The 25,686-nt window shown below is 71.1% G+C and carries 25 protein-coding genes; 11 read left to right on the top strand and 14 right to left on the bottom strand.

Going from position 1 to position 25,686, the window contains the following annotated elements; genetic code table 11:
* The first annotated feature begins 202 nt into the window (after positions 1 to 202).
* Positions 203 to 649, top strand: coding sequence for a sec-independent translocase (locus OG542_RS13755; RefSeq protein WP_184590769.1), 447 nt, complete (start codon positions 203 to 205; stop codon positions 647 to 649).
* Between the two features lie 239 nt (positions 650 to 888).
* Entirely contained in the window at positions 889 to 1,560 is a 672-nt protein-coding gene (locus OG542_RS13750) for a hypothetical protein (RefSeq protein ID WP_311127600.1), read from the top strand.
* Positions 1,561 to 1,685: 125 nt separating this feature from the next.
* Here the strand turns inward: OG542_RS13750 and OG542_RS13745 are convergent, their stop codons facing one another.
* From OG542_RS13745 to OG542_RS13735, 3 genes are read right to left on the bottom strand one after another with little or no spacing between them, the layout of a single operon-like run.
* Positions 1,686 to 2,819, bottom strand: a complete 1,134-nt coding sequence (locus OG542_RS13745; protein ID WP_328411014.1) for an Mrp/NBP35 family ATP-binding protein — start codon at positions 2,817 to 2,819, stop codon at positions 1,686 to 1,688.
* 42 nt (positions 2,820 to 2,861) lie between these two features.
* A complete protein-coding gene (locus OG542_RS13740; protein ID WP_311127602.1) occupies positions 2,862 to 3,461 on the bottom strand; it encodes a DUF1003 domain-containing protein in 600 nt (199 codons plus the stop codon).
* Positions 3,451 to 4,734 (bottom strand): magnesium transporter MgtE N-terminal domain-containing protein, encoded by a 1,284-nt coding sequence (locus OG542_RS13735; protein ID WP_193481108.1) that lies wholly within the window; start codon positions 4,732 to 4,734, stop codon positions 3,451 to 3,453. The genes OG542_RS13740 and OG542_RS13735 overlap by 11 nt, the downstream gene beginning before the upstream one ends.
* A 225-nt stretch (positions 4,735 to 4,959) precedes the next feature.
* Here OG542_RS13735 and OG542_RS13730 point away from each other — a divergent pair, with 225 nt between their 5' ends.
* Positions 4,960 to 5,715: a hypothetical protein gene (locus OG542_RS13730; protein ID WP_328411011.1), complete on the top strand. Its 756-nt coding sequence runs from the start codon at positions 4,960 to 4,962 to the stop codon at positions 5,713 to 5,715.
* A gap of 23 nt (positions 5,716 to 5,738) precedes the next feature.
* Here OG542_RS13730 and OG542_RS13725 read toward each other — a convergent pair whose 3' ends face one another.
* Positions 5,739 to 6,251: a hypothetical protein gene (locus tag OG542_RS13725; protein ID WP_328411009.1), complete on the bottom strand. Its 513-nt coding sequence runs from the start codon at positions 6,249 to 6,251 to the stop codon at positions 5,739 to 5,741.
* Between the two features lie 23 nt (positions 6,252 to 6,274).
* Entirely contained in the window at positions 6,275 to 7,390 is a 1,116-nt protein-coding gene (locus OG542_RS13720; protein ID WP_311127603.1) for a magnesium and cobalt transport protein CorA, read from the bottom strand.
* A gap of 461 nt (positions 7,391 to 7,851) precedes the next feature.
* Between OG542_RS13720 and OG542_RS13715 the strand changes: the two genes are divergently transcribed.
* Positions 7,852 to 8,436 carry a suppressor of fused domain protein gene (locus tag OG542_RS13715; RefSeq protein WP_184590753.1) on the top strand — a complete coding sequence of 195 codons (585 nt, stop codon included), beginning with the start codon at positions 7,852 to 7,854 and terminating at the stop codon, positions 8,434 to 8,436.
* A gap of 39 nt (positions 8,437 to 8,475) precedes the next feature.
* Here the strand turns inward: OG542_RS13715 and OG542_RS13710 are convergent, their stop codons facing one another.
* Positions 8,476 to 9,699 (bottom strand): MFS transporter, encoded by a 1,224-nt coding sequence (locus tag OG542_RS13710; RefSeq protein ID WP_328411006.1) that lies wholly within the window; start codon positions 9,697 to 9,699, stop codon positions 8,476 to 8,478.
* 159 nt (positions 9,700 to 9,858) lie between these two features.
* Between OG542_RS13710 and OG542_RS13705 the strand changes: the two genes are divergently transcribed.
* The 3 genes from OG542_RS13705 (at position 9,859) to OG542_RS13695 (ending at position 12,346) form a co-directional block, all read left to right on the top strand.
* On the top strand, positions 9,859 to 10,500 hold the full coding sequence (locus OG542_RS13705; protein ID WP_261679997.1) for a DUF6758 family protein: 642 nt from the start codon (positions 9,859 to 9,861) through the stop codon (positions 10,498 to 10,500).
* Between the two features lie 193 nt (positions 10,501 to 10,693).
* A complete protein-coding gene (locus OG542_RS13700; RefSeq protein WP_328411003.1) occupies positions 10,694 to 11,551 on the top strand; it encodes a PHP domain-containing protein in 858 nt (285 codons plus the stop codon).
* A gap of 189 nt (positions 11,552 to 11,740) precedes the next feature.
* Positions 11,741 to 12,346, top strand: a complete 606-nt coding sequence (locus OG542_RS13695) for a MarC family protein (protein WP_311127607.1) — start codon at positions 11,741 to 11,743, stop codon at positions 12,344 to 12,346.
* Positions 12,347 to 12,354: 8 nt separating this feature from the next.
* Here OG542_RS13695 and OG542_RS13690 read toward each other — a convergent pair whose 3' ends face one another.
* Both OG542_RS13690 and OG542_RS13685 read right to left on the bottom strand, forming a co-directional pair.
* Positions 12,355 to 14,418 carry a trypsin-like serine peptidase gene (locus OG542_RS13690; RefSeq protein WP_328411000.1) on the bottom strand — a complete coding sequence of 688 codons (2,064 nt, stop codon included), beginning with the start codon at positions 14,416 to 14,418 and terminating at the stop codon, positions 12,355 to 12,357.
* Between the two features lie 133 nt (positions 14,419 to 14,551).
* Positions 14,552 to 14,728 (bottom strand): hypothetical protein, encoded by a 177-nt coding sequence (locus OG542_RS13685; RefSeq protein ID WP_167337993.1) that lies wholly within the window; start codon positions 14,726 to 14,728, stop codon positions 14,552 to 14,554.
* Positions 14,729 to 14,933: 205 nt separating this feature from the next.
* On the opposite strand from OG542_RS13685, the gene OG542_RS13680 reads away from it, so the two are divergent.
* Positions 14,934 to 15,827: an NYN domain-containing protein gene (locus OG542_RS13680; protein ID WP_184590741.1), complete on the top strand. Its 894-nt coding sequence runs from the start codon at positions 14,934 to 14,936 to the stop codon at positions 15,825 to 15,827.
* A gap of 26 nt (positions 15,828 to 15,853) precedes the next feature.
* Here OG542_RS13680 and OG542_RS13675 read toward each other — a convergent pair whose 3' ends face one another.
* Positions 15,854 to 16,732: an alpha/beta fold hydrolase gene (locus OG542_RS13675; protein ID WP_311127609.1), complete on the bottom strand. Its 879-nt coding sequence runs from the start codon at positions 16,730 to 16,732 to the stop codon at positions 15,854 to 15,856.
* Positions 16,733 to 16,838: 106 nt separating this feature from the next.
* The gene (locus tag OG542_RS13670) at positions 16,839 to 19,586 is read right to left on the bottom strand and encodes a DEAD/DEAH box helicase (RefSeq protein WP_328410997.1); all 2,748 of its coding nucleotides are present in this window, start codon (positions 19,584 to 19,586) and stop codon (positions 16,839 to 16,841) included.
* Positions 19,587 to 20,067: 481 nt separating this feature from the next.
* Between OG542_RS13670 and OG542_RS13665 the strand changes: the two genes are divergently transcribed.
* Positions 20,068 to 20,823, top strand: a complete 756-nt coding sequence (locus OG542_RS13665; protein WP_311127611.1) for a ferritin-like fold-containing protein — start codon at positions 20,068 to 20,070, stop codon at positions 20,821 to 20,823.
* Positions 20,824 to 20,951: 128 nt separating this feature from the next.
* Here the strand turns inward: OG542_RS13665 and OG542_RS13660 are convergent, their stop codons facing one another.
* From OG542_RS13660 to OG542_RS13645, 4 genes are all read right to left on the bottom strand, one after another.
* On the bottom strand, positions 20,952 to 21,218 hold the full coding sequence (locus OG542_RS13660; protein ID WP_193481097.1) for a hypothetical protein: 267 nt from the start codon (positions 21,216 to 21,218) through the stop codon (positions 20,952 to 20,954).
* A gap of 227 nt (positions 21,219 to 21,445) precedes the next feature.
* Positions 21,446 to 21,673: a DUF3107 domain-containing protein gene (locus OG542_RS13655; protein ID WP_189723087.1), complete on the bottom strand. Its 228-nt coding sequence runs from the start codon at positions 21,671 to 21,673 to the stop codon at positions 21,446 to 21,448.
* Between the two features lie 135 nt (positions 21,674 to 21,808).
* Positions 21,809 to 22,450 (bottom strand): TetR/AcrR family transcriptional regulator, encoded by a 642-nt coding sequence (locus tag OG542_RS13650; protein ID WP_184590732.1) that lies wholly within the window; start codon positions 22,448 to 22,450, stop codon positions 21,809 to 21,811.
* A gap of 206 nt (positions 22,451 to 22,656) precedes the next feature.
* The gene (locus tag OG542_RS13645) at positions 22,657 to 22,881 is read right to left on the bottom strand and encodes a hypothetical protein (RefSeq protein ID WP_311127612.1); all 225 of its coding nucleotides are present in this window, start codon (positions 22,879 to 22,881) and stop codon (positions 22,657 to 22,659) included.
* A gap of 217 nt (positions 22,882 to 23,098) precedes the next feature.
* On the opposite strand from OG542_RS13645, the gene OG542_RS13640 reads away from it, so the two are divergent.
* Together OG542_RS13640 and OG542_RS13635 are read left to right on the top strand one after the other, a co-directional pair.
* Positions 23,099 to 24,196 carry an alpha/beta fold hydrolase gene (locus tag OG542_RS13640; protein ID WP_311127613.1) on the top strand — a complete coding sequence of 366 codons (1,098 nt, stop codon included), beginning with the start codon at positions 23,099 to 23,101 and terminating at the stop codon, positions 24,194 to 24,196.
* 8 nt (positions 24,197 to 24,204) lie between these two features.
* Positions 24,205 to 25,677, top strand: coding sequence for a DUF3152 domain-containing protein (locus tag OG542_RS13635; protein WP_328410993.1), 1,473 nt, complete (start codon positions 24,205 to 24,207; stop codon positions 25,675 to 25,677).
* Positions 25,678 to 25,686 lie beyond the last annotated feature (9 nt).

Below are 25,686 nucleotides of genomic sequence, written 5' to 3'. Positions count from 1 at the left end.
ATGTCCGGGACGTTCAGGGACCAACAAGGCAAACAATTCGGAAAGCGCTCCCACTCCCCGCACCCGGAGGTCTCGGGACGGTACCGGTCGGACAGGATCGCCGGGTACCGTGGATCCGGCCCGGACCACGGCAAGACCCGCACCGACCACCGAGGGCCGACCACCGAGGGCCGAGGACCGAGGACATCGCAAGGAGCTTCAGGTGTTCAATGACATAGGACCACTCGAGCTGGTGACGCTCATCGTCCTTGCCGTGCTCGTCTTCGGTCCGGACAAGCTCCCCAAGGTCATCCAGGACGTGACACGCACGATCCGGAAGATCCGTGAGTTCTCGGAGAGCGCCAAGCACGACATCCGTGAGGAACTCGGCCCGGAGTTCAAGGACTTCGAGTTCGAGGATCTCAACCCCAAGGCGTTCATCCGCAAGCAGCTGGACAACGAGGACCTGGGGCTCAAGGAGATCCGCAACGGCTTCGACCTGAAGAAGGAGATGGCCGAGGTCACCGACGCCGTCCACAGCCGTGACTCCGACTCGTCCTCGTCGTCCTCCGGCGCCGCCGGTTCGTCCGGTGGCCGTATCGACATGACGAAGAAGCCCGAGACGCCCGACCGGGACGACCGTCCGCCCTTCGACGCGGACGCCACCTGAGCGGCACAGCCGAGCGACACACCGGGGGCGTACGCTCCCGGCTCGCGTGACGCGTTTCATACTCCGGTCGGGCTGTGTACGGCCTGAACCGGGCCCCCGTGCGGCCCACGCGCCGGGCGCTTTCCCTGCTGCTCGCAGCGGTGTGGCTATGCTGCCGAGTTGTTGTGCGGACCGGAAGAGTACGCCCGAAGGGGGGCGGGCCGTTCCGGACCGACTAGAGCGAGGAGGCGTCCGGGCACATGGAGACGACGAGTCCAGGAGTCGCGCAGGCGCCGGCCGCGGAGGACGGACAACAGGTCCCCTCCGCCCGGCGTAACGTCGACGGCTACCTGCGCGCGCCCTTCCCGTGGTACGGCCTCGACGAGGCCTTCACGGGGCCGCGCTGGCTGATGCAGGTCGGTACGACGGCCGACGGGGCCGTGGAACACGGGTCGATCGGGCACGGAGACGAACCCAGGGTGCGCAACGAGTTCGTCGCCGGGGGTGATCAGGAGGCCAAGGAGAAGTTCGCGGTCGTGGTCACCGTCGCGGCGCATCCCTCACGGCGCAGTGCGGACGGTACGGGGTTGCTGGAGGCCACGTCGGTGTCCTCCGCGGCGTGGCTCGCGGGTGTGGGGCTGCTGTCCGCCACGTGGCCCGGCCAGATGGACCACTCGCTGCGGGACGACTGGCTGGAGCAGCAGACGGAGACGGCGTGGGTGCTGGCGGACGACCTCGACGGCGCCGACTGGTCGACGTTGTCGTTGCCGGTTGATGGTGTGCCGACGGCGTTCCACTACCGGGAGTCCGAGTTCGGGTGGGTGCTGGCCGGGTCGACTTCGGCGGGTGTCCATGTCGGGGCTTACGGCAGGGGCATGAGTGCGTACGGGCTTGGCTTCGCCGTGGTGAAGGACATCGCCGCGTACGCGTGAGTTCAGGGGCGCCGGGTTGGTTTCGGCGCCCCTTCGCCGTAGGGCTTCACGTCTTGTGGCGGCTGCCAGCACGTTGTGGCTGGTCGCGCAGTTCCCCGCGCCCCTGGGGGCATCGGCGTCCCGATCTAGAACTTGTTCCTCGGAGTGATCCCCAGGGACAGGCCCGACAGGCCCCGCTGCCGGCCTCCCAGCTTTCCGGCGATGGCCCGCAGTGCCGAGCCCGCCGGGGAGTCCGGGTCCGTCAGGACGACCGGCCTGCCGTCGTCGCCGCCCTCGCGGAGGCGGACGTCGATGGGGATGCTGCCGAGGACCGGGACGTTGGCGCCGGTCGTGCGGGTCAGTCCGTCGGCCACCACCTGGCCGCCGCCCGTGCCGAAGACGTCGACCATCTCGTCGCAGTGCGGGCAGGGCAGGCCGGACATGTTCTCGACCACGCCGACGATCTTCTGGTGGGTCTGCACGGCGATGGAGCCCGCGCGCTCGGCGACCTCGGCCGCCGCCTGCTGCGGGGTCGTGACGACCAGGATCTCGGCGTTCGGGACCAGCTGGGCGACGGAGATGGCGATGTCGCCGGTGCCGGGCGGCAGGTCCAGGAGGAGGACGTCCAGGTCGCCCCAGTAGACGTCCGCGAGGAACTGCTGCAGGGCGCGGTGGAGCATCGGGCCGCGCCAGACCACCGGGGCGTTGCCCGGGGTGAACATGCCGATGGAGATGACCTTCACGCCGTTCGCCGACGGCGGCATGATCATGTTCTCGACCTGGGTGGGACGGCCGTCGGCGCCGAGCATGCGCGGCACGGAGTGGCCGTAGATGTCGGCGTCCACGACACCCACCTTGAGGCCGTCGGCCGCCATGGCCGCCGCCAGGTTCACCGTCACCGAGGACTTGCCCACGCCGCCCTTGCCGGAGGCGACCGCGTAGACGCGGGTGAGGCTGCCGGGCTTGGCGAAGGGGACCTCGCGCTCGGTCTGGCCGCCGCGCAGGGCGTTCGCCAGTTCCTTGCGCTGCTCGTCGCTCATCACGTCGAGCGTGACGTCGACGCGGGTGACGCCCTCGACGCCGGAGACCGCATCGGTCACGCGCTGCGTGATCGTCTCCCGCATCGGGCAGCCCGAGACCGTGAGGTACACGGTGACCGCGACCGCCCCGTCCGCGCCGATCTCCACCGACTTGACCATCCCGAGTTCGGTGATGGGCTTGTGGATCTCGGGGTCGTTCACCGTCGCCAGTGCCTCGCGCACCGCGTCTTCCGTAGCCATAGGACGATGGTACGGCGCTGTACCGGTGCGTAGGAAAGCGTCTCAGCGGTCGTCTGCGTCACGTCCCCGTGACCGTTCCGCCGGGAATACGACGGGGTCGTGACGGTGGCCGTTATGCCGTTCCTCCATCTCCTTGATCGTGTCCTGCAGCTCCGAGCGGATCCAGTCGCGGGTGGCGACCTCGCCCAGGCCGATCCGCAGGGCGGCGATCTCGCGGGTCAGGTACTCGGTGTCCGCGATCGACCGCTCGTTCTGCTTGCGGTCCTGCTCCAGGTTGACCCGGTCGCGGTCGTCCTGCCGGTTCTGCGCGAGCAGGATCAGCGGGGCGGCGTAGGAGGCCTGGAGCGACAGCATCAGGGTCAGGAAGATGAACGGGTACTCGTCGAAGCGCAGGTCGCGCGGGGCGAGGCTGTTCCAGGCCACCCACAGGACGATGGCGGCCGTCATCCAGACGAGGAACCGCCCCGTGCCGAGGAAGCGCGCGATGCGTTCCGACATCCGCCCGAAGGCCTCGGGGTCGTATTCGGGCAGGAACCGGTGCCTGGGCACGCCGGGCTGGTCGAGCCGGTTCGCTCGCGGCCGGCTCGCGGCCGTGGCGCCGGCCGGCGTGCGCTCGCGCAGGGGCTCGCGCTCAGGAACCATCGGTCGCCACCTCCTCGTCCAGATGGAACTCCGTCTCCCGCCAGTCCTCGGGCAGCATGTGGTCGAGGACGTCGTCCACGGTCACCGCGCCCAGCAGCGCCCCCGCCTCGTCGACCACGGGCGCCGCGACCATGTCGTACGTGGCGAAGAACCCGGCGATGGCCGGCAGATCCGCCTCGGGGTCGAGCGGTTGCAGGTCGCTGTCCAGGATCGAGCTGACCAGGGAAGGCGGTGGCTCGCGCAGCAGGCGCTGGAAGTGGACCGTGCCCAGGTACTTGCCGGTCGGCGTCTCGTCCGGTGGTCGGCAGACATAGACCTGGGCGGCGAGGGCGGGGGAGAGGTCGGCGTTGCGGACGCGGGCGAGGGCGTCAGCCACGGAGGCGTCCGGGCGCAGCACGATCGGCTCGGTGGTCATCAGACCGCCCGCCGTGCGCTCCTCGTACGACATCAGGCGCCGCATGTCGGCCGCGTCGCCGGGCTGCATCAGGCGCAGCAGCCGCTCCTGATCGTCCGTGGGCAGCTCGCCCAGCAGGTCGGCCGCGTCGTCCGGGTCCATGGCCTCCAGGACGTCGGCGGCGCGTTCCTCCTTGAGCTTGCCGAGGATCTCGATCTGGTCGTCCTCCGGGAGCTCCTCCAGCACGTCGGCGAGCCGGTCGTCGTCGAGGGCGGCGGCGACCTCGGCCCGGCGCTTGGGGGAGAGATGGTGCAGGACGTTGGCCAGGTCGGCCGGGCGCAGCTGCTCGAACGTGGCGAGGAGGCTCTCCGCGCCCTGCCCCTGCTCCTCCAGGGAGAAGCCGGTCACGGCGGTCCACTCGACGGTCAGTGCCTCGCCCTTGGCACGCCGGAAGGCGCTTCCCTTCCGGCCCTTGCGGACGAAGACCCGGTCGATCTCCCACTCCCGGCGGGCCGGCAGCTGATGCACCGACAGGTCGAGCACGCTGACCTCCTCGCCGGTCTCGGTGAGTGTCACGCGCCGGTCCAGCAGCTCCCCGAAGACCAGCCGCTCGGTGGGCCGCTGCTCGAAGCGCCGGACGTTGAGCACGCCGGTGGTGATGATCTGGCCCGACTGGATGGCGGTGACCCGGGTCATGGGCAGGAAGATGCGGCGGCGGGTGGCGAGTTCGACGACGAGGCCGAGCAGCCTCGGCGGCCGCTGCCCCACCCGCAGCATGACGACCAGATCGCGCACCCGCCCCACCTGGTCACCTGCGGGGTCGAAGACGGCGACACCGGAGAGGTGCGATACGAAGATCCGGGGGGCGCCCGCTGCCATGGCCGCGGCTCCTTTTCGTGCGGGGTGTTTCCTGGGGCCTGTCTCTGTGCCTGCCTGTGTATCCGTCTGTTCCGAATTGCCCGCTCGGGTGGGCTTCAGGCTAGCCCGTCCCGATCGGCGGTGCGTCGGCGGGCGGTCCGGCCGGACTGGCTCCGACCTGCCCGCACGTGCCCGGTACCCTGCGGTACGCCGTTCAGGTCTCCCCGCAGAGAGGCAGCTCCACCTGTGACTCCGATTCGCCACGGCCGAAGCCGTAGTGCCGTACTCGCGAGCGCGACGTGCGCACTGCTCGTGACGGGGACGGTACTCACCGGCTGCGCGGAGGATCCGAACGAGGGCACCAACGGGGTCGGCAGACTGCCCGCCGGGAAGATCCAGGGCAAGACCCGCACGGCCGCCGAGTCCGCCGGGGCGGTCCGGGTGCACGGAAGCGTCGTCAGCGGCGAGAAGACGTACGCGCTCGACATGCGGCTGAAGGACGACGGCGGCGAGGGATCGGTCACCACCGAGGGGACGACCTTCCAGCTGCTGCGCATCGGCGAGCAGCTCTTCCTCAAGGCCGACGCCGGGTTCTGGAGTCACGGCGACGGCCAGGGCGGGAAGGGCGACGGTGACGCGGCCGCGGCCTCCAAGCTCGGCGGCAAGTTCGTGAAGGTGCCGCAGGGCGACCCCGCGTACAAGAAGTTCAGTGGTTTCACGGACAAGGGTGTCCTCCTCGACGGTCTGCTGACCCTGCACGGCACACTCGCGACGGACGGCCACGAGGAGCAGGCGGGCGTCCGCACCATCCGCATCACCGGCGACAAGGGCTCCGGCGGCACCCTGGAGGTCTCTCTCGAGGGCAAGCCGTATCCGCTGCGCCTGGAGCGGGCCGGCGGCGCGGGCACCCTCACGTTCTCCGCCTGGGGAGAGGACTTCTCCCTCAGGGAGCCGGAGAGGAACGAGACGGTGGACTACGGCCGGCAGCTGCCGACGTCGTAGCGACCGCTCCGCGCGTCCGGCCGCTACGTGCGTTTGCGCTTCTTCAGCAGCAGGCGGGGCAGGCCCGCCGGAAGCGGCCGGCGGGTGATCGCCGGGGACGGCAGGGGCGGCTCGGACAGGGAGCCGTCGGGCAGGGGCGCCGTCGCCCCGGTCGGTTCCAGGCGCAGCACCCGGCACTCACGGGCCCAGCGGCCGGTCATGGCCTCGCCGTCGGGCGCGTTCAGCCGTTTGCCCTTGAGCTCGGCGACCGTCGCGTCCCACGGCTCGGAGCCCGGCGCGAGCTCGGTGACCCGCGCCGTCCAGGAGACCAGCCGGCCTCCCTTGTCCTTGCTGCGGACCGTCACCCGCGCCTCGGCCCCGTCGGCGAGACCCGGCAGCGGCTGCTCGCCGGGCCCGTCGCCGATCAGGCACGCGGCACCCTCGTGCCACACGTGCCAGAGCGCACGCGCCGGGCCGTCGGGGCCCTGAACCCAGACGAGGCCGGACTTCTTCGTGGCCTCCTCGATGAGGGCCTGGCCGAGCAGCTCGCTTGTCATGGGCCCCAGCCTATCCAGGCCGTTCACAGCCACCCGTTCCGCTTCAGTGTGCGGTGGATGCCCAGGCAGATGACCACGGTGATGCCCATGATCACCGGGTAGCCGTACCTCCAGTGCAGCTCGGGCATGTGGTCGAAGTTCATGCCGTACACCCCGCACACCATCGTCGGTACGGCGATGATCGCGGCCCATGAGGTGATCTTCCGCATGTCCTCGTTCTGCGCCACGGACGCCTGCGCGAGGTTGGCCTGGAGGATGGAGTTGAGCAGCTCGTCGAAGCCGATGACCTGCTCCTGGACCCGGGCCAGGTGGTCGGCGACGTCCCGGAAGTACTTCTGGATGTCCGGGTCGATCAGCCGCATCGGCCGCTCGCTCAGCAGCTGCATGGGCCGCAGCAGCGGTGACACGGCACGCTTGAACTCCAGCACCTCGCGCTTGAGTTGGTAGATCCGGCCGGCGTCAGAACCGCGCGGGGAGCCCTTGCGCCCCGGGGAGAACACCTCGGTCTCCACCTCGTCGATGTCGTCCTGCACCGCGTCGGCGACCGCGATGTAGCCGTCGACGACGTGGTCGGCGATGGCGTGCAGCACGGCCGAGGGGCCCTTGGCCAGCAGCTCCGGGTCGTCCTGGAGGCGGTGCCGCAGAGCCCGCAGGGAACCCTGCCCGCCGTGCCGGACGGTGATGAAGAAGTCCCGTCCGGTGAAGCACATGACCTCGCCGGACTCGACGACCTCGCTGTTGGCGTCGAGCAGGTCGTGCTCGACGTAGTGGATGGTCTTGAAGACCGTGAAGAGCGAGTCGTCGTAGCGCTCCAGCTTGGGCCGCTGGTGGGCCTGGACGGCGTCCTCCACGGCCAGTGGGTGCAGCCCGAACTCACTGGCGATGCCGGAGAATTCGGCCTCCGTCGGCTCGTGCAGGCCGATCCACACGAAGCCCCCGTCGCGGCGCACCAGGCGCACCGCCTCGTGCGGGGTCAGCGGCGTCTCGGTCTCGATGCGGCGGCCGTCCCGGTAGATGGCGCAGTCGACGACGGCGGTGGCCGTCGCCGGGCTGCGGGTGGCGTCGTACGTGCCACTGTCCTTGCGCAGCGAGACGCGGGACGGACGGACCACGGCGCGCAGGTCGCGAATCATCGACATGGCGGGCTCCTTCGCGGGCGGGCAACAAAGGCGCCGGCGACGACGGGTGGAACTACCCGGAATGAGGACGTTGTGACTGGGGATGTTTGGCACGTCCACAAAGCGGGGAGCACCGCACCGTCGCGGTGGCGAGCTTCGTTACTGATTCAGCTACTGAGGCAGATCAGGAAAAACGAAACGAAGCGCTCTTCCGCGGTGAAGCGAGTGCGAGAGGTGGCGGCCGGCCAGAGAGACAGAGCAGCTACATCAGCGGCGGGAGAGCGTGGTGCTACTGCACGGTCGACTTCGGTCCATTGCAGCCCCACCTCCTCCGGCCGGTCCCTCGTAAGGGAGTTCCATCGGCGTCGGGGCTTGATCGCGACGCTTCTGCGTGCTGCCCCGAACCACCGGGCAAGAGTAGCAGCCGACGAAACTGTCAAGGTGCTCCTTTGCCCGCTACTGACGAGTTCTATGCTCACGGCATGGCTGATGTTCTTCCTCTGGTCGAGGCCCGGTTGCGTACGGCGCTGGGCGAACCGGACGCGCGCGCGGCAGTGACGTTCCTCGGTACGGACCGCATCGAGGTGCTGCGCTTCCAGGAGGGCGACATCGCCCGCTACGCCACGCTCGGCATGTCCGCGCAGCCCATGACGGAGCCCACGGCGGCGGTCGCCGACCCGGTCAAGGGGCCACGCGCGGAGCTGGTCCTGTCGGTCCGCGCGGGGCTCGCCGAGACGGACAAGGTGCTCCGTCCGCTCGCCGTTCTCGCCGCGTCTCCGCAGGTGGAGGGCCTGATCGTGGCCCCCGGCGCCTCCCTCGACGTCGGCGAACCGCTGTGGCCCGGCGCCCCCTTCACCTCGGTCCTCGTCGCCGAACCGGGCGGTCTGGTCGAGGACCTGGAGCTCGATGAGCCCCTCGACCCCGTACGGTTCCTGCCGCTGCTGCCGATGACCCCGAACGAGGCCGCCTGGAAGCGGGTGCACGGCGCGCAGGCGCTCCAGGAGCGGTGGCTGAACCAGGGGACGGACCTCCGGGATCCGTCCCGGAAGTCCGTCCCGCTGGAGTGAGGAACCTCACCAACCCATGGCCGAGAAGCATCAGTTGGCTCAGTTGGCGAAGACGGTGACGCTGTCCTCGGTCGCGTGCTTCGGCTCCAGCTCCTCGGCTTCATGAGTGAGGGCCTTCCGGCGTACGGCCACGACGACGGCGCCCAGCACGGCCGTGACGGCCGCCACCACGAACGGGATGTGGAGATCGGTCCACTCCTCGATCTTCGGTGCGAAGAACGGGGCGGCCGCAGCCGCGAACCAGCGGACGAAGTTGTAGCCCGCGCTCGCCACCGGCCGGGGCGCGTCCGAGACGCCGAGTGCCAGCTCGGTGTAGACGGTGTTGTTCACGCCGATGAAGGCACCGGACAGGATCGTGCAGACGACGGCCGTGGCGTGGTCGCCGTAGCCGAGCACCAGCACGTCGGCCGCGAGCAGCACCAGTGAACCGCCGAGCACCTTCAGCGAGCCGAACCGCTTCTGCAGGCGCGGCGCCACGATTACCGAGAACACGGCGAGTAGCACACCCCAGGCGAAGAACACCGCACCCGACCGGTACGGGCTCATGTTCAGCACGAACGGGGTGAAGGCCAGCACGGTGAAGAACGTGTAGTTGTAGAAGAACGCCGAGACCGCCGCGGAGGCGAGGCCGCCGTGGCCGAGGGCCTTGACCGGGTCCAGGAGCGAGGTCTTGCGGGCCGGCTTCGGCTGCTCCCTCAGGAACACCGCGATGCACAGGAAGCCGACGGCCATCAGGAAGGCCGTACCGAAGAACGGGTAGCGCCAGCTGGCGTCACCGAGCAGGGCGCCCAGCAGCGGACCGCAGGCCATGCCGAGACCGAGGGCCGACTCGTACAGCAGGATCGCCGCCGCGCTGCCGCCTGCCGCCGCTCCGACGATGACGGCGAGGGCTGTCGAGACGAACAGCGCGTTGCCGAGCCCCCAGCCGGCCCGGAATCCGACCAGTTCGCCGACGGATCCCGAGGTGCCCGACAGCCCCGCGAAGACCACGACCAGGGCGAGGCCGAGCAGCAGGGTCTTCTTGCCGCCGACGCGGCTGGAGACGAAGCCGGTGACCAGCATCGCGATCGCGGTGATGAGGAAGTACGAGGTGAACAGCAGGGAGACCTGGCTGGCGGAGGCGTTCAGGCCCGAGGCGATGGACGGCAGGATCGGGTCGACGAGTCCGATGCCCATGAAAGCGACGACCGACGCTCCGGCGGTCGCCCACACGGACTTGGGCTGCTTGAGGAGGCCGCCCGCTCCGGCGTCGAAGGGGTCCATTGCTTGCTCCCTTTCCCGAGGCGAGGTAGTTGGTATATACACATACTAAGTTAGTCATGCTAACTAATGCAAGCTACATCTAATGTGGGGGTGATGGGTTCCGTCCGGTTGGGTGATCGTCCTTGACGCGGCGGGGCGGGGGTAGGACCGTGGGGCCCTATGAGGGGCGAACCCAGTTGCCCGAAGTGCGGTGGCCGGGTCAGGGCTCCCGGCCTCTTCTCCGACTCCTGGCAGTGCGATGTGCACGGCACCGTCCATCCGGTGCAGCCCGTGATACCGCCCAGCGTCGACGCCCTCAACGTCGTGGTGCACCGGACTCAGGTGCCGGTGTGGATGCCCTGGCCGCTGCCGGTCGGCTGGCTGTTCACGGGCGTGGCCTGCGCCGGGGACGACCGCACGGGTGGCCGCGCCACGGCCGTGGCCTGTACGGGGCCCGGGCCGCTCGGCGGGATGGGCGAGCTGATCCTGGTGGCCGAGGAGTTGGGTGTCGGTCTCGGCGCGCGGTACGCGGGCCTGGACGGTCCGGACCCGGGGCCGTACATGAACGTCGAGAAGCCGGCCCAGACGAAGGTGCTTGCCGCGGGGCGGCCTACGCCGCTGTGGCATGTGACCGGTGCGCCGGACGATCGTGCGGTGTTCGCCGGTGAGGCGCTCGGGATGTGGCTGTGGGCGGTCGTGTGGCCGGAGCAGTCGGGGTTGCTGATGTACGACGAGCTGGTGCTGGCGGATGTGCGGGACGCGGGGGCGGAGGTGGAGCTGGTGCCGTGCGGGGCGTTGTCGCCGCGCTTGCTTGAGCCGTAGCGCCTAGGGGGTGGGGGGTTCGGGTGTGCGGGCGGCTGCGGGTGGGCTGTGGTTGGTCGCGCAGTTCCCCGCGCCCCTGAAGGCGGCGTTGCTGTAGGGGGCGCTTCATAGGTTCGGGTGTGACAGGGGGCCTTGAAAATCCGGTTATCCTTGAGCAGCCCTGTTCGGTCCGTCTGTGTCTGGAGTTCGTGTCGTGCGTATTGACCTGCACACCCACTCCACCGCTTCCGATGGCACGGACACCCCGGCCGAGCTGGTGCGGAAGGCTGCCGCGGCCGGGCTGGACGCCGTCGCGCTCACCGATCACGACACCACCCGCGGGCACGCCGAGGCGATCGCCGCGCTGCCCGAGGGGCTGACGCTGGTCACCGGGGCCGAGCTCTCCTGCCGGCTGGACGGCATCAGCATGCACATGCTCGCCTACCTCTTCGATGCCGAGGAACCGGCGCTGCTCGCCGAGCGCGAGCTGGTCCGGGACGACCGGGTGCCCCGGGCACAGGGCATGATCGCCAAGCTCCAGGGGCTGGGCGTGCCCGTGACCTGGGAGCAGGTGGCGCGGATCGCCGGTGACGGGTCCGTCGGGCGCCCGCACGTGGCGAGCGCGCTCGTCGAGCTGGGTGTGGTGCCGACGGTGAACGACGCCTTCACCCAGAACTGGCTGGCCGACGGCGGCAGGGCCTTCGTCGAGAAGCACGAGACCGACCCCTTCGAGGCGATCCGGCTGATCAAGGACGCGGGCGGGGTCGCGGTGTTCGCGCATCCCGCGGCGAGCAAGCGGGGGCGTACGGTGCCGGAGGCCGCGATCGCCGAGATGGCCGCGGCCGGGCTGGACGGCGTCGAGGTCGATCACATGGAGCACGACGCGGATACGCGGGCGCGGCTGCGGGGGCTGGCGAAGGAGCTGGGGCTCCTGGTGACCGGGTCCAGTGACTACCACGGCAGCCGGAAGACGTGTGTGCTCGGGGAGTACACGACGGATCCCGAGGTCTACGGGGAGATCACTCGGCGGGCCTTCGGGGCGTTTCCCGTGCCGGGGGCCGGCGGGGTCTGAGGTTTCTCTCCTGTAGGTCCGTCTTCAGGCACTCGGCGTTGTCCGCTGTGCCCACCCGTTCCTCCCTCGGTGCCTCAAGGGCCTGGGGGACCCCCAACGGAACGCCTGCCCACAGCGGTTGCGGAAGCGGTTGTGGTACGTCGCTCCCCTCCCCGCGCTCCAGCACCACTCGCAAGGCCAATCACACTCATGTTCGAACTCGCCGTCTTCGGCTCCCTCTTCCTGACCCTCTTCGTCATCATGGATCCCCCCGGGGTCACCCCGATCTTCCTCGCGCTCACCGCCGGCCGTCCCGGCAAGGTGCAGAAGCGGATGGCCTTTCAGGCCGTCTGTGTCGCCGGTGGTGTGATCACCGTGTTCGGGCTGCTAGGTCACCAGATCCTCGACTACCTGCATGTCTCCGTGCCCGCGTTGATGATCGCGGGCGGGCTGCTGCTTCTGCTGATCGCGCTCGATCTGCTTACCGGGAAGACCGACGAGCCGAAGCAGACCAAGGACGTCAACGTCGCCCTCGTGCCGCTGGGCATGCCGCTGCTGGCCGGGCCGGGGGCGATCGTGTCGGTCATCCTCGCCGTGCAGAAGGCGCACAGTGCCGCCGCGCAGGTTTCCGTGTGGGCGGCGATCCTCGCCATCCATGTCGTGCTGTGGCTGGTGATGCGCTACTCGCTGGTGATCATCCGGATCATCAAGGACGGCGGTGTGGTCCTGGTGACACGGCTCGCGGGCATGATGCTCTCCGCGATCGCCGTGCAGCAGATCATCAACGGCGTCACACAGGTGGTCCAGGGGAGCTGACCGGGGCGTCAGGCCCGGCCGAGCACCGAGCCGATCGCACCGGCCGCTCCCGCGTGGGCGAGGTACTCCTCGATCTTGTGCGCACGGTCGCGGCCGTTGGAGACGGCGAGCTGGGTGAGCTTGCCCCAGCGCTCGTCCTCCAGGGGGCAGCCGATGGCCACCCCGTCGGTGGGGCACCAGACGTTGACCCAGTCACGCACCCGGGGCGGCCGGTGGGGGCCGTGGGCGAGGAGCCGTTCGTTGACGCCGTCCAGGCCGAGCGGGCTGCCCGCGGTGACGAGCAGGACCGGGTCGAGGCCGTCCGGGAGCCGGGTCAGCAGGTCCAGGCCGACGACCGTGCCCAGGCTGTGCGTGACCAGCACCAGTTCGCCGGTGGCGGGCATGGTCTCCATGACGCTGTCCAGCACGGACTGCCGCACGGCACTGTCGCCGAGGTACAGGTCGACGTCCCGCAGGAACGTGGCGATGGTCCACTCGTCCAGGTCGGACCGTGCGGCCAGCCAGCTGAGCGGCCGGTGCAGGGCCCCGACCAGACCTGCCCCGAATCCCTCCGTGGCCGCCGGCCCGTCCTGGGGCATGCCGGCCCGGGTGGCGGCCTCGTAGAGCAGTCGCTCGTAGGAACCCGTGGGCGACTCCGTCGCGAAGACCTCGGCGGCAGCGGCGGCGCTCACCTCGTCCAGGCCGATGGCCTCGGCCGTGCTCTCCCTGCCTGTCACGAGGTTGTGCAGTCTCGTGCCGTAGAACGGGAACCAGACGTCCTCCGGGTCGATCGCGGGCAGGGACGCGAGGGTGAGTCCGCGGTTCAGGCCGGACGCCCAGCTCCGGCGGAGTTCGTCCGGCTGCTTCTCGTGCTGGTCCCTGCCGTGCAGGAAGACCAGGTGCCGGCGGCCGCCGAAGGCGGTGCTCCGGGCCGGGCGTCCGGCCTGGGGCTTGGGGGCCTCCGTCCCGCTCTCCTTGACCGGAGCGGCGGAGGCCGGCGGGGTCGTGACGCCGGGTGCCGCCGGCGAGGAGAGCGCGGGCGCGGCGACCGTGCTCTGGTCCAGGCCCGAGTCGGGGCCCATCTCGGCCAGCAGCACACGCCGCCCGGGGTCGAGGTCCAGACCGGCCAGGTGCTTCAGGATGGAGCTGATGCGGACGCCCTCGTTGGCGACCCAGTCGATCGCGTCGTCGCCGTCGCCCTCGCGCCAGGGCTGTCCGTCCTTCCGCAGGACGCGGCCCTGGTCGTCCTTCCTCGGCACGCCGCTGTGGTGGAGCGCCACGACCTCCCACTGGTCGTTGAAGACGGGGGAGCCGGAATTGCCGGGTCGCGTGTCGGTTCTGTAGTGGACGAAGTCGTCGAGCCGTACCAGCACCGCGTTGTCGCGCAGAACGATTTCCTTGAGGCGCCCGTCCGGGTGACCGATGATGTTCACCTTCTCGCCGAGCACCAGCTTGCCGAGCTGCACGCTGAGCCGGTTCCAGCCGAAGATCTCGCCCGGCGGTCGGCCGTCCAGGGCGGGGGTGACCGCGACGAGGGCGAAGTCCAGCCGTCTGTCCGCGGCGAAGAAGGCCCCCGGGTCGAGCTCCATGCGGACAGCGGTGTCGGGGACGTTGTCGACCGTGACCTGGGCGTTGAACTCGGCGAAGCACCGGCGGGCGAAGCTCTCGTCGGGCAGCACGTGGTGGTTGGTCATCATCAGCCGCGGCGACACCAGGAAGCCCGTGCCGTGCGGAAGCTCACGGCCGTCGCGGCGCAGGGTGATCCGGGCGACCGAGGCCCCTGCCCTGACGCCGCGCGGCAGGAAGCTCCAGGCCTGGAGCTCGTTGGACAGGTCAATGATGCGTTCGTTGGTGTCGGGCAGATCCATGGCCTCGCCGTGGATGTCCGCCACGACCGCCGAGGGCGACAGACCGCCCCGCTCGAGGATCCGGTCGGCGCGGACGGCGAGCGCGTCCGGGGTGTCCGGGAACCGCACGCCGGCCGCCATCCGGCCCTCGACCCGCTCGCGCTCCGTGGTGGAGCCCTCGTACCGCCGCGCGGCCTCGGCCGCCTGTTCGTGCAGCTCCTCGTTCGACCGGCCCGTCACGGACATGTGTCCCACCGTCCTGTTCGCTCTCGCTGTGCCCCTCAGCCAGTACGCCCCCGACCCCAGCGGTCCGCAACAGCGGAGCCCCCGCACGGCCGATGCCGGGCGGGGGCTCCGAAGTGTGGGAGAGCTGCGCGCGTTATGAGGCCGTGGTCCCGGCCGGGCGGATCCAGAGGCGCTGTCCGGTGGCGGCGGCCTGCTGAACGATCCGGTTGACGGAGGCGGCGTCCACGACGGTCGTGTCCACGGGTGTGCCGTCGACATCGTCGAGGTGCATGATTTCGAAGCGCAAGGGCTTCTCCCTTCGTCTGGTCATCCTCCTGAGGAGAACTACTCGGTGTGGCGGCCCACGGGGCTTCGGTGCCCGGTGTTCCGTATGAGTCAACAGGACTGCGTGGTTCAAACATTCCCTACGCTAAGGAAATTTTTCGAACAGCTAATTACCGAGCCGTAAGAGTGTCGTTACGGGACCGACCGGGATCATTTGTGTTCGCAGCGTGACCGCCGGGACAATGGAGGCGATGAACGATGACCTCGCGGCCCTGAGCGCCCGCATCGACCGCACCAACGAGCTGCTCCAGCGCATGCTCGCCGAGGTGGCGAAGACACCCTCGACCCATGCGATCTTCGTCGATGCCGGGTATCTCTACGCGGCCGCGGGACGGCTCGTCGCCGGCACGGAGGACCGCCGCGCCTTCGACCTGGACGCCGAGGGCCTGATCGACGCCCTCATCGACAAGGCCCGCACGATCTTCGCGGACAGCAGGCTGCTGCGGGTCTACTGGTACGACGGCGCCCGCCGCCGCATCCACACGGCGGAGCAGCAGACCATCGCGGAACTGCCAGACGTGAAGGTGCGCCTCGGCAACCTCAACGCCAACAACCAGCAGAAGGGCGTCGACTCGCTCATCCGCTCCGACCTGGAGTCACTCGCCCGGCACCGTGCCATCAGTGACGCGGCCCTGCTCGGCGGCGACGAGGACCTGGTGTCGGCGGTGGAGGCGGCACAGGGCTACGGCGCGCGGGTCCACCTGTGGGGCATCGAGGCGCCGGAGGGCCGCAATCAGGCGGAGCCCCTGCTGTGGGAGGTCGACAGCCAGCGCACGCTCGACCTCGACTTCTTCAAGCCGTACGTCTCCCGCCGCACGGCCGCCGCCTACGAGGCGACCACGGGCCGGCCGACCCGCGAGGACGTGCGGTTCGTGGGGGCCCAGATCGCGGCGAAGTGGCTGGCGGCACGCGGCCGGGACACGCTGGGGGAGCTGCTGCACGGGCACCCCTATCTGCCCGGTTCGGTCGACCAGGACCTGCTCGTGGAGGCGGAGGGCCTGTTGCAGTACTCGCTGCGCGGGCAGGCCGATCTGCGGCGTGCCCTGCGGGACGGCTTCTGGGAGCATCTGCGGGCGCAGTTCTAGACCGTCTGGACGCAGTTGGACGCAGTTCAGTTCCAGACCGTCTGGACGCTGTCCCAGAAGTCGGCGAGGGCGCGGGCCATCGGCAGGGGCCGGTCGGCGTTGGGGGAGTGCTCGGCCCCCGTGATGACCGTGCGGTGCGCGTTCAGCCGCAGGGCCATGTCGTCGAGGATCGCCACCGGCCAGGTGTCGTCGTGCGCGCCCGACAGGACGTGGAACGGCAGCGGTACGGCGGCGAGTTCGGCGACGCGGTCCGGCTCGGTGCACAACTGGTGTCCGGTCGCGCGCAGTTGGGCGGGCTTGTGGCCCAGCCAGCGCCGGCGCATCTGCTCCTGGTCGCCGATGCCGCGGGCGGGACCGCCGACCTCCTCCGGCGGCCCCATGGCCTGGATCGCCCCCCACACCTCCTCCATCGACATGACGGCGAGCGCGTCCCGCAGCAGTTTCACGCGCTGCTGCTGGGAGACGGAGATCTCCGCCGGGCCGGACGAGACCAGGGTGAGGGAGAGGAAGGGGGCGTGGTCGAGCAGCACGGCCGCACGCGCGATCTGCCCGCCGAGCGAGTGCCCGACGAGGTGCACGGGAACGCCCACCGCCTCGGCCTGCGCGAGCACGTCCCGGGCCAGTTCCCGTTGCGCGTAGGCGGATTCGTCGGCCGCCGGCCCGTCCGACTCGTGCTGCCCCCGTCCGTCCAGGGCGACGACCCGGTACCCGCGCTCTGCGAGCGGCTCGTGGAGCAGGCTGAAGTCCTCCTTGCTCCCGGTGAATCCGGGCAGCATCAGGACAACTCCCCTGACCTGCGCACCCGCCGTCGGCGACGAGTCGACGACGGCGAACTCACCGCGGGCCGTGCCCAGGGGGTATGCGCGGGCGCCCGGGGGCGGGGTGAAGGTGGCTTGCCTGGTCACGGGGTGAGGGTAGCGGGTGGGGTGCGCTCTCCGGTGGGTGCGTGCGCACAGGTGAACGCCGACGGCCCGGCCCCACCTGGGTGGGACCGGGCCGTCGGGCGGAGTGTCAGCCCTCCGTGGGCTCCGCGGTGGCCGTGGCCTTGCGGGTGCGGCGGGCCTTGGGCTTCGCCTCGGCCGCGCCCTCGGCGGAGGCCGTGGCGGCAGCGGCCGTCTTCCGCGTGCGGCGCGGCTTGGCGGCCTCGGGCTCCTGGGCCGTCTGGGCCGGGATCTCGGCGGCGACGGTCTCGACAGCCTCGGCGGCCTTGCGGGTGCGGCGGCGCGGCTTGGCCTCCGCGCCCTCGGCGGTGTCGACGGCGGCCTCGGCCGCCGCGGCGGTCTTCCGCGTCCGGCGCGGCTTGGCCTCGGCGGCTTCGGCATCCGGAGCCGCTGCGGCGGTCTTCCGCGTGCGGCGCGGCTTCGCCTCGGTCGCCTCGGCCGTGTCGACGCTCGCCTCGGCCTTGGGAGCCGCCTTGCGGGTACGTCGCGGCTTGGCCTCGACGGCCTCGGGCTCCTGAGTCGTCTGGGCCGGGATCCCGGCGGCGACGGTCTCGACAGCCTCGGCGGCCTTGCGGGTGCGGCGGCGCGGCTTGGCCTCCGCGCCCTCCGCGGTGTCGACGGCGGCCTCGGCCGCCGCGGCGGTCTTCCGCGTCCGGCGCGGCTTGGCCTCCACGGCCTCGGCCACATCGACGGCAGTCGCTGCCGCGGCCTTGCGGCTGCGGCGCGGCTTGGTTTCCGCGGCTTCGGCCGTGTCGACCGCGGCCTCGGCCGCTGCCGCGGTCTTGCGCGTGCGGCGGGGCTTGGTCTCCGTGGCCTCGGCCACCTCGACCGTGCCTTCCGCCGCCGTCGCCTTGCGCGTACGCCTCGGCTTCGCCTCGGCGGCCTCGGCCGTGTCCACGGCGGCTTCGGCCGCTGCCGCGGCCTTGCGCGTGCGGCGCGGCTCGGTCTCCGTGGCCCCGGCCTGCTCGGCGGGAGCCTCGGCCTTCGCGGCCGTCTTACGGGTACGCCGCGGCTTCGTCTCCGCCGGCTCCGCAACGGACTCGGTGGTCCCCTCGGCCGTGTCGACCGCCTGCTCGGCCGCGGCTGCGGCCGTGCTCTTGCGGGTGCGGCGACGCGGCGTGGTCGCGGAGGCCTCGGACTGCGCGGTCACCGGAGCGTCATCCGCGACGGCCGCGGACTCCGTGGCCGACGGCGTCACCGCGGCCTCGGTCTCCACCACCGGCGTCTCCACCGGCGTCTCCGACCGGCGCGTACGGCGCCGGCGCGGCTTCGCCGCCTCGGGCGTCTGTGCGCTCGTGCCCTCCGCCGTCGCCACGGCGCTCTCCGCCTGCTCGGACGGGGCGGACGCGACGGCCGTCACCGGCGCCGACTCGGCCTGGGCACCACCGCGGGTGCGGCGGCGGCGACGCGGGGTGCGCGGAGCCGTGACGGCGTCCGCCTCGGCGGTGCCGCCGGCGGCTGTGGTGTCCGGTGCGGTGGTGCCGGCGGTCTCCGGCGAACCGTCCAGCGCCGCTCCGCCGCGCGTACGGCGGCGGCGTCGTGGCGTGCGCTCGCGCTCGGCCGACCGGGACTCGTCGCGGCCGCCGCGGCCATTACGGCCCCCGCCTCCGCGCGGCCCCCGGCCGCCCGTCTCGCCCAGGTCCTCCAGCTCCTCCGCGTCCAGCCCGGCGCGCTTGCGCTCCGAGCGAGGCAGAACACCCTTCGTGCCCTCGGGGATGCCGAGGTCGGCGTAGAGGTGCGGGGACGTGGAGTACGTCTCCGGCGGGTCGTTGAAACCGAGGTCCAGCGCCTTGTTGATGAGCTGCCAGCGCGGGATGTCGTCCCAGTCGACGAGCGTGATCGCGATGCCCTTGGCGCCCGCACGGCCCGTACGGCCGATGCGGTGCAGGTACGTCTTCTCGTCTTCCGGCGACTGGTAGTTGATGACGTGCGTCACGCCCTCGACGTCGATACCGCGGGCGGCGACGTCGGTGCAGACGAGGACGTCCACCTTGCCGTTGCGGAAGGCCCGCAGGGCCTGCTCGCGGGCGCCCTGGCCGAGGTCGCCGTGGACCGCGCCGGACGCGAAGCCGCGCTGCTTGAGCTGGTCGGCGAGGTCCGCCGCCGTGCGCTTCGTACGGCAGAAGACCATGACCAGTCCCCGGCCGTCGGCCTGCAGTATGCGCGCGACCATCTCCGGCTTGTCCATGTTGTGCGCGCGGTAGATGTACTGCTTGGTGTTCGCGACCGTCTTGCCCGCGTCGTCCGGCGCCGTGGCGCTGATGTGCGTGGGCTGCGACATGTAGCGGCGGGCCAGGCCGATGACCGCGCCCGGCATGGTGGCCGAGAACAGCATCGTCTGGCGCCGGACCGGAAGCATGTTGATGATCTTCTCGACGTCGGGCAGGAAGCCCAGGTCGAGCATCTCGTCGGCCTCGTCGAGGACCAGGCACTTGACGTGCTTCAGGTTCAGCTTCTTCTGCCCGGCGAGGTCGAGCAGCCGGCCCGGGGTGCCGATGACCACATCGACGCCCTTCTTCAGGGCCTCGACCTGGGGCTCGTAGGCCCGGCCGCCGTAGATCGCCGTCACGCGCACGTTGCGGGCCTTGCCGGCCGTCAGGAGGTCGTTGGTCACCTGCTGGCACAGCTCGCGCGTGGGGACGACGACGAGTGCCTGCGGGGTGTCGGTGAGGTCCTCGGGCTTGGCGCGTCCGGCCTCGACATCGGCGGGGACGGTGACGCGCTCGAGGAGCGGGAGGCCGAAGCCCAGCGTCTTGCCGGTGCCGGTCTTGGCCTGGCCGATGACGTCCGCGCCCGAAAGGGCCACGGGGAGCGTCATCTCCTGGATGGGGAAGGCGGTGGTGATGCCGACGGCCTCCAGGGCCTCGGCGGTCTCGGGGAGGATTCCGAGCTCTCGGAACGTCGTAGTCAGGGTGCTGCCTCTTCTGTGTGGGGCGGTGCGAGGCGAGCGCGGGGGTCGTGTACGGACCGTGCCGGGGACGTCGGCGGCCTTGCGGCGGTGCCGCTGGGCACGGGACCACTGTCGACGCTCTAGCGCTCGTACCGCTGAGGGTGTCCCTCCGGGCTCCGTACGCACAGTGCCGTACGGACGCGGAGGTCTGTCGGGTCGGAGCCGATCGGGCCACCGACCGGGCATCCTCATACGTGCGGCCTGTCGAGGTACGTCGAAGTACCAGCAGGCGCATTACCACCATACCCCGGAATCGCGCACATGCGATGGCCGATTTGGTCACGTAGCCGTTGTCACAGTGATTGACCAGGGCCTTACGCCTCCCGGCGGGCGGGTTATTGTGCGCTTCATGACGAGCTCTGACAAGCCTGAGAACGCCTCGGACACCACCGCGACCCCGGCCGAACACACCGGAATCGCCGCCCGGGACTGGGCGACGGCCTCCGCCGACCCGCAGTACCGCGCCGCTGTCGTGGACCTGCTCGGCGCGCTCGCCTACGGAGAGCTGGCGGCGTTCGAGCGGCTCGCGGAGGACGCCAAGCTGGCGCCGACGCTCGCGGACAAGGCGGCGCTGGCGAAGATGGCGTCGGCCGAGTTCCACCACTTCGAGAGGCTGCGCGACCGGCTCGCCGAGATCGGGGAGGAGCCGACGCGGGCGATGGAGCCCTTCGTCGGCGCCTACGACGGGTTCCACAAGCAGACGGCCCCCTCGGACTGGCTGGAGGGGCTCGTCAAGGCGTACGTCGGCGACTCCATCGCCAGCGACTTCTACCGGGAGGTCGCCGCCCGCCTGGACTCCGACTCCCGCGACCTGGTGCTGGCCGTGCTCGACGACACCGGCCACGGCGGCTTCGCCGTGGAGAAGGTGCGCGCCGCCATCGACGCCGATCCGCGCGTGGGCGGGCGGCTCGCGCTGTGGGCACGGCGGTTGATGGGCGAGGCACTGTCGCAGTCCCAGCGGGTGGTCGCCGACCGGGACGCGCTGTCGACCATGCTGGTGGGCGGCGTCGCGGACGGCTTCGACCTGGCAGAGGTCGGCAAGATGTTCTCCCGGATCACCGAGGCCCACACCAAGCGGATGGCTGCGCTGGGCCTGGCCGCGTAGCGATCGGCACGGGGTGGTTTCGGCTTGCCGCGGCTGTGGTCCGTCGTCGGCTGGGCGCCGGTGAGAATCCCACGCCCACGCGGCGCAGCCGCACGACAGGCGCGGCGCCGCGCCCCTGACAGCCTCGGCTACGCCGTCGCTGATCGGCGCAGGCGCCCCGTCGGACGCAGCAGCAGCGACAGCGAGGCCACCGAGACGATCACCGCGCCGAGCAGGACCAGCAGCAGATGCCCGGCCTCCAGCGCGCTGTGCATGACGAATGCCCCGAAGAGGGCTCCGGCGACACCGGTCGACAGGACCAGGGGGCGGGCCGGGAGCCGGTGCGAGAGGCGTTGTGTGGCCGCCCAGGCCAGAGCCAGGCCGAGGATCGCGGAGCTCAACGCTTCCAGGAGCATGTCGGGGTCCCTCCCACATGGCCGGCCTGCCCAAATCGGTCGTAGCCCGTCTTACCCCTGACCTGCGGAATCCAATCCCATTCTGTGGGTGCTCTGTGCTCCATCCGTGGAGGAACCCAGGTGCCGCAGGGGGACGGCTCGGGGACTGCTCAGGGGCTGCTCGGTGGAGGGTAACGCGAACGGGGCGGGACGGCCGATGGCCGTCCCGCCCCGTTCCACTCACGCGCCTACAGCGCGCCGAAGCCCACCTTGCGCGGGGCCGGCTCGCCGATCTCGACGTACGCGAGACGGTCGGCCGGGACCAGGATCTTGCGGCCGTGTTCGTCCACGAGGCTCAGCAGCTGCGACTTCCCGGCCAGTGCCTCGGCCACAACGCGCTCGACCTCCTCGGGGCTCTGACCGCTCTCCAGAACGATCTCGCGCGGCGCGTGCTGCACGCCGATCTTGACCTCCACGGCTATGTCCCTCCGACGGTCAGTGATGTGCGCGACCTTACGCGCCGTACGCAGCACACATTAGCCCGGCGAGGCGACGTACAGTTCCCGCCCGAGAACGCCACGAGCGAACATCGGGCGGGAACAAAGCGCCCGTCAGTGGTGCTCGGTCCCGTGCAGCGGGAAGCCCGCGATGCCGCGCCACGCCAGCGAGGTCAGCAGCTGCACCGCCTGGTCGCGGGGCACGCTGCGGTCGCTGTGCAGCCAGGACCGCGCGACGACCTGGGCGAGGCCGCCCAGGCCCGAGGCGAGCAGCATCGACTCCGCGCGCGACAGGCCGGTGTCCTCGGCGATGACGTCGCAGATCGCTTCCGCGCACTCGTTGGTGACCTTGTCGACGCGCTCGCGCACGGCGGGCTCGTTCGTCAGGTCCGACTCGAAGACCAGGCGGAAGGCGCCACCGTCGTCCTCGACGTACGCGAAATACGCGTCCATGGTCGCCCGCACGCGCTGCTTGTTGTCCGTCGTCGAGGCGAGCGCGTGGCGCACGGCCTGGATGAGCGACTCGCAGTGCTGGTCGAGCAGTGCGAGATAGAGGTCGAGCTTGCCCGGGAAGTGCTGGTAGAGCACCGGCTTGCTGACGCCCGCGCGCTCGGCGATGTCGTCCATCGCCGCCGCGTGATAGCCCTGGGCCACGAAGACCTCCTGGGCGGCTCCCAGGAGCTGGTTGCGTCGGGCACGGCGTGGCAGGCGTGTGCCCCGCGGGCGAACCGCCTCTGTCTGCTCGATGGCTGTCACGCCGCCTCCCATAGTCGTCCACGTGCGGATCTGGCCGCGTCGCCATCGTACTTTTCGGTAACCGTGGTGTGCGCGGTGAGAGCGCAGAATTTCACGGACCGGACGGTTGCGAAAGCGGTTGCGAAGGTTTCAAACAGGGACAGAGCGGGCAAAATGCGGCCTCTTTCCTGTTCATTGGCGCTGTTCGCCGCCCCCGGTGGGGGTCGTCACCGGTAGTCGTCCTCGTCGAGGGAGACGACCCGGGCCTGCTCCGCCAGGTCGGCCTCGTTGGCGAGGCCCGGGTCGGCGTCGGTCAGCGGGTCGTCGCGGTCCGGTGCGAGGTCCGCCTGCTGCTCGGCCGCGTCGACCTCGGGGGCCTCGACGTCGTACTCCTGCGCCTCCGGTGCTTCCTCGGCCTCGAATGTCTCGGGGTCGGTGGGGTCTACGGCCATGGTGGGGCTCCCTTCCTACGAACGTCCCTGGGAATGCAGGGGCCACACGCGGGTGCCCTCTGTACGAGCCTAGGAGACACCCGATCCGGACGCTATGCGATCCGCGTCCGGGGTGTGACGCAGTGCGCATCCCCTGAACTGCTCCTGTCCGATTCCTGTGACGGCGAACACAGGCGAACGCATGAGCCACTGCGTGATCGTCTCGTAACATTGCCGCATGTCTTCGACCGAGCTGCCGTTCGTGCCGCCCGCCAATGTGCTGCCGAAGGTGGGGGGCGTCAGGGTCGCGGAGGGCGAGCGGCTGAGGTCGGTCGAGCTGCCCGGCGTCACGCTGGCGGTGCGCTCGCGACCGCCCGCGCGCGAGGGGCTGCCTCCCGCGCTGTACGTGCACGGGCTCGGGGGTTCCTCGCTGAACTGGTCGGCGCTGATGGCGCTGCTGGAGGAAGCCGTCGACAGCGAGGCCGTCGACCTGCCGGGCTTCGGTGACTCCCCGCCACCGGATGACGGTGACTACTCCGTCACGGGGCACGCGCGCGCGGTCATCCGTTACCTCGACGCCTCCGGGCGCGGTCCCGTGCACCTGTTCGGGAACTCGCTCGGTGGCGCCATCACCACCCGTGTCGCCGCGGTACGGCCCGATCTCGTCCGTACGCTCACGCTCGTGTCGCCCGCCCTGCCGGAAATCCGCGTGCAGCGCTCCGCCGTGCCCACGGGGCTGCTGGCGGTGCCCGGTGTCGCCCTGCTCTTCACCCGGCTCACCCGAGCCTGGACGGCGGAGCAGCGGGTCCGCGGCGTGATGGCGCTGTGTTACGGGGATCCGGGGCGGGTGACGCCGGAAGGTTTCCGCAATGCCGTGCAGGAGATGGAGCGGCGGCTGCGGCTGCCGTACTTCTGGGACGCGATGGCGCGGTCCGCGCGCGGGATCGTCAACGCGTACACGCTGGGCGGCCAGCAGGGGCTGTGGCGCCAGGCCGAGCGGGTTCTCGCGCCGACCCTCCTCGTCTACGGTGGCCGTGACCAACTGGTCGGCTTCCGCATGGCCCAGAAGGCGGCCCGGGTCTTTCGCGACTCGCGGCTGGTGACGTTGCCGGACGCGGGGCACGTGGCCATGATGGAGTACCCGGAGACGGTGGCCCTGGCGTTTCGTGAACTCCTCGAGGATTCGGGAGAGTTGGGTACGCGGCGTGCACGGCGGGCTCGGGGCGCGGCGAAGGGCGGGAGCGAGTCCGGCACGGACGGTCCGGGCACGGGCCGGGCGCACGCCGGGGGCGACGCCGTCGACAGGGAAAGCACCGACGAGAGCATGGGGGGCTGAGGCGCGACGTGGGACGCCACAGCCGCCGCGGGGCCGTCGCCAAGGGCGACACCGCGGACGCGACCGCAGTACGGGACGACCGGGCCGGGTCGGCGCAGGGACAGAGACCAGAGCAGAGCCAGGCACCGGACCCGAGCCGGGGAGGCCGGCCGGCACCGCCCGGCGCCGGGCAGGGCGGCTGGCCGCCGCCGGGCGCGGGCCCTCGCCGTGCGCCGGGGCCGCGGCCCGCGCCGGGTTCCGGGGCCGCGCCGGGTTCCGGTACGCCGCCGTACGGGATGCCGCAGCTGCCGGACGGATGGAGTCCGGACGGCCCCCCGGGACGCGGCGTGCCGCGGCTGCCCGACGGCACCCCCGCGCACGGCTTCCCCCCTGCCCGTGGAGGCCACCCCGAGCAGCGGGAACCCGGTGGCGGCTGGGGTGAGTTGCGGGAAAGCGGCCGGGGCACCGCCCCCGTACCGCGGCAGCGGCGGGCGTCCGTGCCCGGGCCACGGCAGGAGTACCTCGAGGCCTTCGGCGAAGGGGACGACGTCTTCGCGCCCCGTACGGCCGCCTCCGCGCACGCGGCGGACGCCTACGCCTCCGTCACGGACTGGAGCGCGGGCACCCCGGCCGACACCCCCTTCGACGACCACGACCACGACGACGCGGAGCCCACCGGCGCGCCCGCGCCGGCCAAGGGCGGCAAGGGCCGTACCTTCACCGGCATCGCGGCCGCCGCCGTCACGACCGTGCTGGCCGTCGTCGTCGCCGGCCAGGTCGCCGACGACCAGGGTGGTGCCGACGTGCAGTCGCAGTCCGCCACCGACCAGGCCCGCGACCTCCGGGGCTCCGCGCCCCAGGGCGGTGGGCAGACCCCCGCCCCGGACTCGGACGCGAAGCCGCTCACGTACGACGAGAAGATGGCAAGGACGTATCCGCTCGGCGCCAAGCTGAAGGGCTCGGGGAAGTTCGACGCCGTCCCCGGAATCGCGAAGGCACCCGGTGCGGGGCAGAAGCACACCTACCGCGTGGACGTGGAGCAGGGACTCGGGCTGGACGGCGAACTCTTCGCCGAGGCCGTGCAGAAGACGCTCAACGACCAGCGCAGCTGGGCCCACAACGGCGCGAACACCTTCGAGCGCATCTACTCCGGCAAGCCCGACTTCGTGATCACTCTCGCCAGCCCCGGCACGACCGCCGACTGGTGTGCCAAGTCCGGCCTCGACACCACCGTGGACAACGTCTCCTGTGACTCGGCCGCGACCGAGCGCGTGATGATCAACGCCTACCGGTGGGCGCAGGGCTCGCCGACATACGGCGACAAGATGCACGCCTACCGGCAGATGCTGATCAACCACGAGGTCGGACACCGCCTCGGCTACAACCACGTGACCTGCGACAAGGACGGCGATCTCGCCCCGGTCATGCAGCAGCAGACCAAGTTCCTCGACCATGACGGCATTCGCTGCCGTGCCAACCCCTGGGCCTACCCCGGGAATTGACAGGCGTCA

The sequence above is a fragment of the Streptomyces violaceus genome, from assembly GCF_036014075.1.
Classification (GTDB): Bacteria; Actinomycetota; Actinomycetes; order Streptomycetales; family Streptomycetaceae; genus Streptomyces; species Streptomyces violaceus.
Note: the sequence above shows the minus strand (reverse complement) of the source record. Positions and strands in the feature narration are given on the sequence as shown.